The sequence below is a fragment of the Haemophilus sp. SZY H8 genome, assembly GCF_018829755.1.
GTDB lineage: Bacteria > Pseudomonadota > Gammaproteobacteria > Enterobacterales > Pasteurellaceae > Haemophilus > Haemophilus haemolyticus_K.
On sequence record NZ_JAHKJY010000004.1, the window covers coordinates 110,939 to 123,911 of the forward strand.

Annotated in this window: 12 protein-coding genes; 11 read left to right on the forward strand and 1 reads right to left on the reverse strand. The window is 36.8% G+C overall.

Annotated features, from left to right (window positions below; all coding sequences use genetic code 11):
- Positions 1 to 22: 22 nt before the first annotated feature.
- The gene (locus KKW16_RS07570) at positions 23 to 703 is read right to left on the reverse strand and encodes a TIGR00153 family protein (RefSeq protein ID WP_005638079.1); all 681 of its coding nucleotides are present in this window, start codon (positions 701 to 703) and stop codon (positions 23 to 25) included.
- A 218-nt stretch (positions 704 to 921) separates the two neighbouring features.
- Here KKW16_RS07570 and KKW16_RS07575 point away from each other — a divergent pair, with 218 nt between their 5' ends.
- The 11 genes from KKW16_RS07575 (at position 922) to KKW16_RS07625 (ending at position 12,931) form a co-directional block, all read left to right on the forward strand.
- A complete protein-coding gene (locus KKW16_RS07575) occupies positions 922 to 1,362 on the forward strand; it encodes an HvfX family Cu-binding RiPP maturation protein (protein WP_080950713.1) in 441 nt (146 codons plus the stop codon).
- A gap of 34 nt (positions 1,363 to 1,396) precedes the next feature.
- Positions 1,397 to 1,633, forward strand: a complete 237-nt coding sequence (gene hvfA, locus KKW16_RS07580) for an oxazolone/thioamide-modified RiPP metallophore HvfA (RefSeq protein WP_048953593.1) — start codon at positions 1,397 to 1,399, stop codon at positions 1,631 to 1,633.
- 77 nt (positions 1,634 to 1,710) lie between these two features.
- Positions 1,711 to 2,631, forward strand: a complete 921-nt coding sequence (locus tag KKW16_RS07585) for an HvfB family MNIO-type RiPP peptide maturase (protein WP_046953480.1) — start codon at positions 1,711 to 1,713, stop codon at positions 2,629 to 2,631.
- Positions 2,621 to 3,337: an HvfC family RiPP maturation protein gene (locus KKW16_RS07590; RefSeq protein WP_215768152.1), complete on the forward strand. Its 717-nt coding sequence runs from the start codon at positions 2,621 to 2,623 to the stop codon at positions 3,335 to 3,337. Before KKW16_RS07585 ends, KKW16_RS07590 begins: the two co-directional genes overlap by 11 nt.
- A gap of 404 nt (positions 3,338 to 3,741) precedes the next feature.
- Positions 3,742 to 4,779, forward strand: a complete 1,038-nt coding sequence (locus KKW16_RS07595; RefSeq protein ID WP_215768153.1) for a CYTH domain-containing protein — start codon at positions 3,742 to 3,744, stop codon at positions 4,777 to 4,779.
- A 125-nt stretch (positions 4,780 to 4,904) separates the two neighbouring features.
- Positions 4,905 to 6,281: a DNA repair protein RadA gene (radA, locus tag KKW16_RS07600; RefSeq protein ID WP_215768154.1), complete on the forward strand. Its 1,377-nt coding sequence runs from the start codon at positions 4,905 to 4,907 to the stop codon at positions 6,279 to 6,281.
- 122 nt (positions 6,282 to 6,403) lie between these two features.
- A complete protein-coding gene (gene lrp / locus KKW16_RS07605) occupies positions 6,404 to 6,883 on the forward strand; it encodes a leucine-responsive transcriptional regulator Lrp (RefSeq protein ID WP_048953599.1) in 480 nt (159 codons plus the stop codon).
- An 8-nt stretch (positions 6,884 to 6,891) separates the two neighbouring features.
- Complete coding sequence (locus KKW16_RS07610; RefSeq protein ID WP_215768155.1) at positions 6,892 to 9,699, forward strand: DNA translocase FtsK; 2,808 nt, start codon at positions 6,892 to 6,894, stop codon at positions 9,697 to 9,699.
- Between the two features lie 17 nt (positions 9,700 to 9,716).
- Positions 9,717 to 10,334, forward strand: a complete 618-nt coding sequence (gene lolA / locus KKW16_RS07615; protein WP_106014212.1) for an outer membrane lipoprotein periplasmic chaperone LolA — start codon at positions 9,717 to 9,719, stop codon at positions 10,332 to 10,334.
- A 60-nt stretch (positions 10,335 to 10,394) separates the two neighbouring features.
- The gene (locus KKW16_RS07620) at positions 10,395 to 11,735 is read left to right on the forward strand and encodes a replication-associated recombination protein A (RefSeq protein WP_215768156.1); all 1,341 of its coding nucleotides are present in this window, start codon (positions 10,395 to 10,397) and stop codon (positions 11,733 to 11,735) included.
- Positions 11,736 to 11,755: 20 nt separating this feature from the next.
- Positions 11,756 to 12,931 carry a multidrug effflux MFS transporter gene (locus KKW16_RS07625; protein ID WP_215768157.1) on the forward strand — a complete coding sequence of 392 codons (1,176 nt, stop codon included), beginning with the start codon at positions 11,756 to 11,758 and terminating at the stop codon, positions 12,929 to 12,931.
- Positions 12,932 to 12,973: the final 42 nt, after the last annotated feature.

Sequence of the window (12,973 nt, forward strand, 5' to 3'; positions counted from 1 at the left end):
TTAATTTCCTATGTTTTGTTGATTATGAACGCGCCAGCATTAATTCAATGCGTGAGCCAACACGTTGAGCTTGGTCAGCTAGCACGCCAACCCATTCAATAATTTTATATAAGAACATCACATCAATTGGGTTATAACGGCTTTCGATGGTGTAAAGCATTTTACGCAATTTGATCTGCATTTGGTCGGTATCATCTTCAATTGCATCGAGTTCTTGAATCATATCGTTAACTAATTTTAGTTCACGGCCTTTAAAACCTGTTTCTAAAAGTTGATCCATTTCTTCGATTACTCGATGAGCTTGATGAATGGCATCTAAACTACGTTTTACGTAATGTAAGAATTCTTCCTGCATTTCTTCAGGAATACCAAATTGGCGCCCAATCATACGCCCTGCAATATCTTTAGCAAAATTTGCTAATTTATCTTGTTGCGTGACTAATTCTAAGAGATCAGTACGATCGATAGGTAAGAATAAACCACGTGGCAATTTCAAACGAATCTCACGTTTCAAGCTATCCGCTTCACGTTCACGCTGAGAGATTTCTAAGCGTTTTTCTTCCGCTTTTTCCCAATCCTTTGAGAAGGTGGTCTCAAAAAAAGGAATTAAAAGATCGCTACATTCAGTGACTTTTTCCGAATGCTTTTGCAATGGCTTTAAAGGCGAATGGGCAAATAATCCGAGAATATTATTCATTGCCATAAGTGATTTACTCCATAAGGGGTTAAAAATTCGTGCGCATATTACCCGATTTTTGTTGATATTTAAAATTTTTCAAAAAAATTTGTAAGAAAAAAGGTTTGTCTTCGACTAACTAAATAACTGGGTAATATTTCCCAGTGTGGTAGGATAAGTAACTCAATACACTTTTCGCTTTAAAAGCGAGAAAATTTGAAAGGTAAAAAATGAAGGATTGTAAGATGCAAGGTATCAGCAGCGGTGTGAGTTTATTGATTTTACGCATTTTTCTTGCGTGGGAATTTTTAGAGGCCGGGTTAGAAAAATGGAATGGTCAAAATTGGTTTACTGAAATACAAGATCGTTTTCCTTTTCCGTTTAATCTTATTCCTGCTGATATTAATTGGCACGTTGCAATGGGGGCGGAATTAATTCTCCCTTTCTTGCTAATATTCGGAGTACTAACTCGTTTTAGTGCATTAGGTTTAACGATTTTAATCTCTGTTGCGTGGTATAGTATTCATGCTGATTCAGGTTATAACGTTTGTGATAATGGTTATAAATTACCATTAATTTATGTGGTAACTTTATTAATCTTAATTACGCAGGGAGCAGGGAAACTCTCTTTAGACACGCTTATTAAGAAGGTTTATCCAACTAAAAGCTGGTTGAAATTCCTCTAACTATATATTCAAGATCAAACTCTAGGAGACTTAAATGAAAAAATTATCCACTTTAGCCGCATTAGCTGGAGCATTAACGATGACAGTAGCTACTGCTACGCACGCTGAATCAAAATCAAGCAGTATGGATAAAGCTGCAACACCTTGTGTAGGTGATAAATGTGTGAAAACAAAAGCTGCAGAAGGTAAATGCGGAGAAGGCAAATGTGGTGCAAACGAAACGAAAGCCGCAGAAGGTAAATGTGGTGAAGGTAAATGCGGCTCTAAATAATCGTATTTAAATCTAGATGCCATACATAGCACTGGTGTAAATTTACACCAGTGTTGTATTAAAAGGAGTAAATAATTATGTTACAAGGTGCAGGATTAGGGTATCGTCGAGATTTAGCGGATGATTTTTTGAATTTATCATCAAATAATGCGATTCAGTTTATGGAAGTTGCTCCAGAAAATTGGGTAAAAATGGGAGGAGCTGCTCGTTATAAATTTGATCAAGCCGCTGAAAGATATCCACTTGCGGTACACGGACTATCACTTTCATTAGGCGGGCAAGCACCACTTGACCGAGAGTTATTAAAAAATACTAAAGCATTAATGACTCAATATAATTCGACATTTTTTTCTGAACATTTAAGTTATTGTGAATGTGAAGGGCATTTATATGATTTATTACCCATGCCATTTACAGAAGAAGCTGTAAAACACGTAGCACAGAGAATCCGCTATGTACAAGATTTTTTAGGATTACAAATTTCATTAGAAAACACCTCTTATTATTTACACTCTCCCACCAGCACAATGAATGAAGTAGAATTTTTAAATGCTATTGCACAAGAAGCGGATTGTGGTATTCATTTAGATGTAAATAATATTTATGTAAATGGCGTCAATCACGGTTTACTTGATCCTTATGTTTTTTTAGATCAAGTAGATGTAAAACGTGTCAATTACATTCATATTGCCGGACACGACGAAGAACATTCTGCGGCACAAGTTGTGGAGGATTTAGAAGGAGAATCATTTAATAAAATAAAAGGAGCATATCGCCATTTACCCGAGTTATTAATTGATACGCACGGTGAGGCGGTAAAAGGTACTGTGTGGGATTTATTAGAATATGCCTATCAACGACTACCCGTCATTCCGCCAACATTATTAGAGCGTGATTTCAATTTCCCTCCATTTGCAGAACTTTATGCTGAAGTTGAACATATTGCACAACTACAGCAAAAATATGCTCAAAAAGAGGTAATATCCTATGCAGCCTAAACCTTCGCTTATTGAAACACAAAAAGCACTTGCCACAGCAGTTCGATTGGCTAATGCTCAACCTCTAAATGGTTATGCTCCGAATCGCCTTGCTGTTTATGCTCGTTTAGTTCGAAATAACATCTTTGGTTTTATTGACCGTTGTTTTGTTGAAGCGCCTAAACACGTTTCTGCTGAGAGTTGGTCTCAGACAAAAGAATTTTTTGTATTAAAAGGAAAATCACATTCGCCTTATTTTCAAGATATTGCTGGAGAATTTCTCTTATTTTGTCAAGAAAAAGAGAGTTTTGACGCCAATATACTGGCATTGATGGATTTTGAAAATACTCAATTACTTGCAGAAGTTTCTTTAGCAAAAGTACCTGAAAAATTTGAGTGGGATAAGCATAGCGTAATGCAGTTATCTGATGCAGCTTATTTAAAACGCTATGAAGTCGATTTTTTATCAAGCGATTTTAAACAATTTGATGAAAACCCTATGCAAGCTGTTATATGGCGGGATAGCGATTTTAATATTCTACAACAACGCTTATCTGAACTTGACTTTTGGCTATTAAGTTATATACAAGAACAACCTTCGTCTTTAGAAGAGGTATTATCTGCCTTAAATACCGTAGTTGAAGATAGCACCCCCTTAATTCCATTATTGGAAAGCACTTGGGTGAATTGGATTAATGCTGAAGTGCTTTATCCGAAAGAGGGATAAATTTTGTATAGAAAAACTCAGAAAATGTTAGATAGGTGAAAAAGATGACTTTTTCACCTAATTTTTTCTTGGTTAGTATTTTCCATATATTATCTAAATCTTTTTAATATAGATTCGAGAACAGTCCGAATCATATTCTCCGCTTAAATGAAATCTTTCAGTTATAAATCTAAACATTTGATTTCCAATTTATTCAATTTCATATAATGAAAATTTTTCACATAATTTTTGAATGAACCTTTCATTTATAATTTCCTATATTTTAATTATAGGAAAATACTGCACAATAAATATAAATTAATTTATAGCTGTTTAATATGTAAAGTAAAACACCACAAAAACCTTGATTTATCTATTTTTATCTGTATATTTGAACAGTTTTAAGTTGAAGGGAGTATAATTTTATGAGTAATGAAATTGAAATTAAATTAGCGGTATCTGACCAAGCGTTTAATGAATTAGAAGAACATTTAAAAAACTTTACTTGTTTAGTGCATAAAAAACAGTTTCTGAGCAATACTTATTATGATTATCCTGATCATTTCCTTGCTAAACAAAAGATGGGATTACGTATTCGTCAAGAAGATCAAGAACTTACATTAACGCTTAAAACTAACGGCGAAGTTGTTGGTGGATTGCATAGTCGCCCAGAATATAATTTACCATTAACCGAAAAAGAAACCCCAACCAATGCCCAATTAAGAGAACTTTATCCTTTTGAAGAATTACCTAATTCTACACTACAACCTATTTTCTCCACAGATTTTAACCGCACTTTTTGGTTAGTTGAATTTCAACAATCCAAAATTGAAGTGGCATTCGATCAAGGCAAAATTATTGCAGGCGAATCTGAGCAGCCTATTTGTGAAATTGAGTTTGAATTGAAATCTGACAATGTGCAGGATCTTTTTGATTTTGTGGAAACTTTGCCTTTCGAAAGAGATATTTATTTTAGTAGCGCAAGTAAAGCGAAGCGTGGTTATTTGCTGGGCTCGAAACAATTTTTAACAGATTGGTTAAATAAATGGCGTGATTTCTTAAAAGAAGAACGAGAAGAAAGTGCAGTAGATTTTTGTGAAAAATTTAATTCCGTGTTGAAAATGGAACAGAAACTTTTGGAAGAAACCTTATTCTTTTCTCCCGCACTTTTTAGCCAAGATTTTATGAAAACCGTTGAGCGAGTTGGGGCATTTTTTAATCTTTATCATTATTATGATGAAAATGGAAAAAACCTAGAAGCGGTGGCAACAGAGAAACAAAAAGAAACGCTCTTACCAGCTTTGTTAGAAAGCAATCAGAAAATCTTTGCTGAAATCCGTGATTTGATTCGTTTTCATAGTGAAACGAAAGACAATGAAAAAACTATTGAAAAATTGACCGCACTTTTGAAAAGTAGAGTTTATTTTGAGCGAATCATCAAATTAATGAGATTCTCGGCATAATACGAATCAACCGTGCAAATGGGTAAGCCATACTTCTAGGCATTATGTAAGCTTGCCCTGAATAATATAATGATATTTAGCCGTAGGCATATAAATACTCGGTTAAAGGATGAGAAGGATAAAAAATGGCTAAAGCCCCGAAAACAGCTTATGTATGTAACGATTGTGGTGCGGAGTTTTCTCGTTGGCAAGGGCAATGTTCAGCTTGTAAAGCGTGGAATACAATCACTGAAGTGCGGTTAATTTTCACGGCGAAATCAAAAAATGATCGTTTTAGCGGCTACGCAGGTGAAACTCAGGCAAAAATTCAAACGCTTTCTGAAATTAGTTTGCAAGAAACACCACGTTTTTCCAGTGGCTTTAATGAGTTAGATCGCGTACTGGGTGGCGGGATCGTACCGGGCAGTGCGATTTTAATTGGTGGGCATCCTGGTGCAGGGAAAAGTACCTTGCTATTACAAGTCATGTGTGGTTTAGCGAAAAATATGACCGCACTTTATGTAACTGGAGAGGAGTCGTTACAACAGGTTGCGATGCGTGCAAGTCGATTGGGATTGCCAAACGATCAATTAAAAATGTTGTCAGAAACCTCTGTGGAACAGATTTGTAATTTGGCGGATCAGTTAAAACCGCAAATTATAGTGGTGGACTCGATCCAGGTAATGCATTTGGCAGATATTCAATCATCACCAGGAAGTGTAGCGCAAGTGCGTGAATGTGCTTCTTTCCTCACTCGTTATGCGAAAACTCGCCAAGTCGCCATTATTATGGTTGGGCATGTAACGAAAGACGGAACCCTTGCTGGGCCGAAAGTGTTAGAGCATGCGATTGACTGTTCATTACTATTAGAAGGCGAAGCCGATTCTCGCTATCGTACTTTGCGTAGCCATAAAAACCGTTTTGGTGCGGTGAATGAATTAGGCGTATTTGGTATGACCGAGCAAGGTTTGCGAGAAGTAAAAAATCCATCGGCGATCTTTTTAAGTCGAGGGGATGAGATTACATCAGGCAGTTCCGTTATGGTACTTTGGGAAGGAACTCGTCCTCTTTTAGTTGAAATTCAAGCCTTGGTGGATCATTCAATGCTAGTGAATCCTCGCCGTGTTGCGGTGGGATTAGAGCAAAATCGCTTAGCACTATTATTGGCAGTGTTACATCGACATGGTGGCTTACAAATGGCTGATCAAGATGTTTTTGTCAATGTCGTTGGTGGTGTAAAAGTTAGTGAAACAAGTGCGGATTTGGCTTTGTTGCTTGCGTTAATTTCTAGTTTTCGTAATCGCCCTTTGCCACAAGATTTAGTGATTTTTGGTGAGGTGGGATTAGCGGGAGAAATTCGTCCAGTGCCAAGTGGACAAGAACGTATTAGTGAAGCGGCAAAGCATGGCTTCAAACGTGCCATTGTTCCTTTTGGTAACAAGCCGAAAAGTGCGGTCGAAAATATGCAAGTTTTTACGGTGAAGAAACTTTCCGATGCGTTAGCTGTATTGGATAATTTCTAAATAATTCCATTAGAGACAAATAATATCCTCAATGGAAATAAATTATCTAATTCCGTTGTACTGAAAACGTTAGCAAAATTTGTTAAAATAAACATACTTTTTATTCAAAGAAAAATAAGAAAATGGAAAAAAAACTGAATAAAGCGCTGGATGCGATTGATATAAAAATTCTTAATGAATTACAACGCAACGGTAAAATTTCTAATATTGATTTGTCGAAAAAAGTAGGGCTTTCACCCACACCTTGTTTAGAACGTGTTAAACGTTTAGAAAAACAAGGTGTCATTATGGGATACCGAGCCCTACTCAATCCAGAATTATTAGATGCGCCGTTACTCGTAATTGTTGAAATCACTTTAGTACGTGGTAAGCCTGATGTATTTGAAGAATTTAATGCGGCAATTCAAGAGTTAGATGAAATTCAAGAATGCCACTTAGTGTCAGGTGATTTTGATTATCTTCTAAAAACTCGAGTTGCTGATATGGCAGAGTATCGTAAATTGCTTGGCTCAACTTTATTGCGTTTACCTGGTGTAAATGATACACGCACTTATGTGGTGATGGAAGAAGTAAAACAAACTAATTATCTTGTATTGAAATAATAAACTATATGATTAAACGAATTACAGAACGCTTTACACCAAGACAGTATTTAGCTGAATTATTATTGGCATTAACCGCACTTTTTGGACTTTATTTAATTATTGCTTGGTCTAGTTATACACCTTTAGATAATTCTTGGGCAACGGCTGCATCTCATGATGGAACAATTAACAAGGCTGGAGCATTCGGCGCTTGGGTAATTGATCTCCTTTTTGTCTTTTTCGGATATGTTGCACATATTTTTCCTTTTGCTACGTTTTTAGTACCAGTTTATCTATTAAAAATTAAAGCGGTTAAACAGCTTTCATGTACGCGAATTATTTTACGTAGTTTTGGTTTTTTTACTTTAATCATCGGTCTTTGTGTGATGAGCATGTTGCTTTTATCAAGTAATTCTTTTTATTTGAGTGGCGGTGTGCTTGGTGGTTCACTTGTAGTGAATTGGATTTATCCTGTACTCGGTAAATTAGGTGCAATATTAATTGGGCTGGTCTTTGCTGTCATTGGATTCATTTTTTGTTCTGGTGCCTCATTTATTCGATTGCTTGTGACGTTTTATCATTGGCTTACTATGAAAAATGAACAAACTGAAGATGTTAAACAAGATGAATCGGGAGAGGAATTAGAGCAAATTTTGATTCAGAAACCGGATTTTATTCAAAATATGATATTGCCAGAAGTTGCGGAACAAAATGAACATAATCCAAAACTTGTGGAAGATAAGAATGATAGTGAGCTTGGAGAAAACGAAAAGTTATCTAATGAGCAAATGATAAATATTAGTGGATTAACACAAAATATCGCTATTCAAACAGATTATAACGAACTTAATTCACAAAATATTGATGAACAATTTATTTCTGATTTAGGCGTGGAAAAATTGCCTAGTGTTCATATTTCAAATGACTTAAATCATCAAATGCCGAATGAAAATGATTTTGTTCCGGTGTGGATTAATAATAAAAAAGAAAAGGGACAGTTGAATAAATCAGAAAATGAAATAAGTGCGGATAATTTTTCAGAAATTTCTTTACTACAAGATGATGAAATCCCAACGGTTTCCTTGCGTGAAGGTTTAGCGCAGCAGAATGATGAAGAAAATAATTTTTCACACCTTGCTGAAGAATTTGCAGCTCGTGAAGCAGTACGTTTTGCTCAAGCTGATGAACAAGTTCGTTTAGCGGATAATAATTCAGAAATGATGGTTTCTTTACAGAATGAAGTGACTGAAGAGCAAGTTAAAACCACAGAGAATACACCTCATTATCAAGGTTATAGTGGTTCACTAATTCATCCTGCATTCCAACAGCCGACAACTAAACGTGAAAAGCCTAGTACGCCATTGCCAAGTTTAGAGTTATTGTCAAAACATCCAGCAGTGGAACAAAATATTACGCAAGAAGAAGTTTTGGAAACATCTCAACGTATAGAGCAACAATTACGTAATTTTAATGTGAAAGCGACTGTAAAAGATGTGCTTGTTGGCCCAGTTGTGACGCGTTATGAATTAGAATTACAACCTGGAGTGAAAGCATCAAAAGTCACGAGTATTGATACCGATTTGGCACGTGCATTAATGTTCCGCTCGATTCGTGTGGCAGAGGCTATTCCTGGCAAGCCTTATATTGGTATTGAAACACCTAATCTTCATCGTCAAATGGTGCCATTACGTGACGTGTTAGACAGCCGTGAATTCCGTGATACTCATGCCACTTTGCCAATGGCTTTAGGGAAAGATATTAGCGGAAAGGCTGTGATTGTTGATTTAGCGAAAATGCCACATTTGTTGGTAGCAGGTTCAACAGGATCAGGTAAGTCTGTTGGCGTGAATACGATGATCTTAAGTTTACTTTATCGTGTTCAACCAGAAGATGTGAAATTCATCATGATCGATCCTAAAGTCGTCGAACTTTCCGTTTATAATGATATTCCGCACTTGCTAACGCCTGTTGTAACAGATATGAAAAAAGCTGCTAATGCGTTGCGTTGGTGTGTAGATGAAATGGAACGCCGTTATCAGTTGCTTTCTGCGCTACGTGTACGCAATATTGAAGGCTTTAACGAAAAAATCGATGAATACGAAGCAATGGGAATGCCAGTTCCAAATCCAATTTGGCGACCTGGTGATACAATGGATGCAATGCCACCTGCGTTGAAAAAATTGAGTTATATTGTGGTTATTGTCGATGAGTTTGCTGATTTAATGATGGTAGCGGGTAAGCAAATTGAAGAACTTATTGCTCGCTTGGCACAAAAAGCGCGAGCTATCGGTATCCATTTAATTTTAGCGACACAACGTCCTTCTGTCGATGTGATCACAGGTTTAATTAAAGCGAATATCCCAAGTCGGATTGCCTTTACGGTTGCAAGTAAAATTGACTCACGTACTATTCTTGATCAAGGTGGGGCAGAGGCGCTTTTAGGTCGTGGTGATATGCTTTATTCGGGGCAAGGTTCATCGGATTTGGTACGTGTTCATGGTGCCTTTATGAGTGATGATGAAGTTATTCGTATTGCGGATGATTGGCGAGCACGTGGTAAACCAGATTATATTGATGGTATTTTAGAAAGTGCTGACGATGAGGAAAGTTCAGAAAAAGGAATATCAAGCGGTGGAGAATTAGATCCACTTTTTGATGAAGTAATGGATTTTGTTATTAATACCGGTACAACTTCAGTATCTTCTATTCAACGTAAATTCAGCGTAGGCTTTAACCGAGCCGCGCGTATTATGGATCAAATGGAAGAGCAAGGAATTGTTAGCCCAATGCAAAATGGTAAGCGTGAGATTTTATCGCGTCGTCCGGAATACTAATTTAAAAGGAAAGTAAAATGAAAAAAACAACGTTAAAATTTGCCGCACTTGCCTTACTTGGTTTGAGTAATTTGGCATTGGCTGATGCGGCAAGTGAATTGCAAATGCGTTTAGCTAAAGTCGATGTGTTAAGCGCTGAATTTGTGCAAACAGTGACCTCTGGAAGTGGCAAAAATGTTCAACAAGGAAGTGGAAAACTTCAAATTAAACGCCCGAATTTATTCCGTATGGATACTAAAACTCCTCAAGAAACCCAGATTATTTCTGATGGTAAAACCTTATGGTTCTACGATCCATTTGTGCAACAAGTAACAGCACAATGGGTTAAAGATGCGGTAAATAACACCCCTTTCGTCTTGCTTACAAGTAACGATAAAAGCCATTGGGATCAATATTCGGTCATGCAACAAGTGGATACTTTTGTATTGAAACCTAAATCTTCAAAAAGTAATATCAAGCAATTTGATATTCGTGTCGATGTCAATGGCGTATTAAGAAATTTCAGTACGACCGAGAAAGATGGGCAAACCAATCTTTATGTTTTACGTAACATTACTAATCAAACCTTGTCTGATAGCTTGTTCCAATTCAAGCCAGAAAAAGGCGTTGAAGTGGATGACCAACGTAAAAAATAATGAATGATTATTTTAAATAAGGGCGTAGAAATACGCCCTTCAATTTTGTGAGAAATAAAAATGTCTAACCTCAATTTTGATTTTGCCGAAAATGATTTTCGTCCACTGGCAGCTAAGATGCGTCCAACGAGTCTAGAGCAGTATTTTGGGCAAACTCATCTTATTGGTGAGGGTAAGCCACTGCGTAAAGCGATTCAAGCTGGACATATTCATTCTATGATTTTCTGGGGGCCACCAGGTACAGGAAAAACTACACTCGCAGAAATTATAGCGCAGCGTATTAATGCAGAAGTTGAGCGAATTTCTGCGGTGACGAGTGGTATCAAAGAAATTCGTGAAGCCATTGATCGTGCAAAACAAAATCGTCTTGCGGATCGTAAAACTATCTTGTTTGTGGATGAAGTCCATCGTTTTAATAAAAGCCAGCAAGATGCTTTTCTGCCACATATTGAAGACGGAACCGTTATTTTTATTGGGGCGACAACAGAAAATCCCTCTTTTGAGCTAAATAATGCGTTGCTTTCTCGTGCCAGAGTATATGTACTGAAATCACTCACAACAGCTGAAATTGAACAAGTTTTGCAGCAAGCTGTAGAAGATCCTGAACGAGGATTGGGTAAAGAGCGGTTAATTTTAGAAGATAATTTATTGCAAGTGCTTGCCGAATATGTCAATGGAGATGCGCGATTAGCCTTGAATTGCCTCGAATTAATGGTGGATATGGCAGATGAAATAGAAAATGGAAAGAAAATTGACCGCACTTTATTAAAAGAAGTTTTAGGCGAACGTCAAGCGAGATTTGATAAACAAGGCGATCGTTTCTATGATTTAATTTCTGCGCTACATAAATCTGTTCGAGGTTCTGCACCAGATGCTGCATTGTATTGGTATGCACGAATTTTAACGGCTGGCGGAGATCCTTTATATGTTGCGCGCCGATTACTTGCCATTGCTTCAGAAGATGTGGGAAATGCAGATCCTCGCGCTATGCAAGTCGCATTGGCTGCATGGGATTGCTTTACTCGAGTCGGGGCTTATGAAGGGGAGCGAGCCATTGCCCAAGCCATTATCTATCTTGCGGTAGCGCCAAAAAGTAATGCGGTCTATACCGCATTTAACACTGCGAAACAGCAAGCGAAAGATTTGCCCGATTATGAGGTTCCACCACATTTACGCAATGCACCAACTAATTTAATGAAAGAGCTTGGCTATGGTGCTGAATATCGTTATGCGCATGATGAACCTAACGCTTATGCAGCAGGTGAAAATTATTTCCCGCCTGAATTAAAAGATACTCAATATTACTTTCCGACGAATAGAGGTATGGAAATTCAAATTAAGGAAAAACTAGAACGATTACGTGAGCAAGATAAAAGTGCGGTGAAAAAACGGTATAAATAATATTTATTTAGGAGATATAAATGCAAAAAACAAATTCAAAAGCCTTTTTAGTGATTTTACTTGGTGTACTTTCTGCTTTTGGACCATTTGTTGTCGATCTTTATTTGCCATCATTGCCACAGCTTGCACAATTTTTTGATACAACAGCTTCAATGACACAATTAACGCTCACAACAGCAATGATCGGTTTAGCTGTTGGGCAGCTATTACTTGGGCCGATGAGTGATAAATTTGGACGCAAAAAGCCGCTGATTATTTCACTGGTAATTTATATCATCAGTACGATTTTACTTATTTTCTCACCTAATATTGAAACGATGATTGTATTAAGAGCGGTACAAGGGCTTGCTTCTGCTGGAAGTGTAGTAATTTCTCGTGCGGTAGCGACGGATTTATATCGTGGTCGTGAAATGACACGTTTTTTTGGGCTATTAATGACGATTAATGGTATCGCACCGATCATTTCACCTATTTTAGGCAGCTTATTATTAGAATATATTGGTTGGAAAGGCGTATTTTTCTTTTTAGCAATTATTGGTATTGTTGTATTACTATTTTGTCTTCGTTTAAAAGAAAGCCTAATTATTGAAAAACGTTTGAAAGGTTCTGTACTTTCCACATTCTTTACATTTGGCAAGATTATAAAAAATAGAATGTTTATGAGTTATGTTGGTATTGAAAGCTTTTTGCTTGCTGCCATGTTTGCGTATATTGCCGCTTCACCTTTTATTTTGCAAAGTTTTTACGGATTAAGTGTGTTTACCTTTAGCTTATGTTTTGGAGCAAATGGTGCTGCATTAGTTATGGGAGCAAATATAGGTGGTAAGTTGTCAAATCGTACTGCACTTTCTTTTGGGGTATTAGGTTTTGGGATTGTCGTTCTTTACACCATTTCGACACTTATTATTCAACCTAACTGGTTTTTAGTTGAAATTGGCTTCTTTCTTATGCTATTGATGATGGGGCTTACCTTTCCTGCAATTTCTTCATTGGCAATGGAAAGTGAACGTCAATATGCCGGAAGTGCTTCTGCATTACTTGGTTTTACTCCCTTTTTTCTAGGGGGCGTTGTTTCACCATTAGTCGGTATTGGTAATATTTTCTATGCAACAGCTGTGGTAATTTTAGTTTGTGCTTTCATCAGTTTGATAATTTATTTTTTAATTCGTACTAATATTAAGGCATACACAGAATAAAATTTAAATGCGATTAATTTCAAAAAATTAATCGCATTTTCT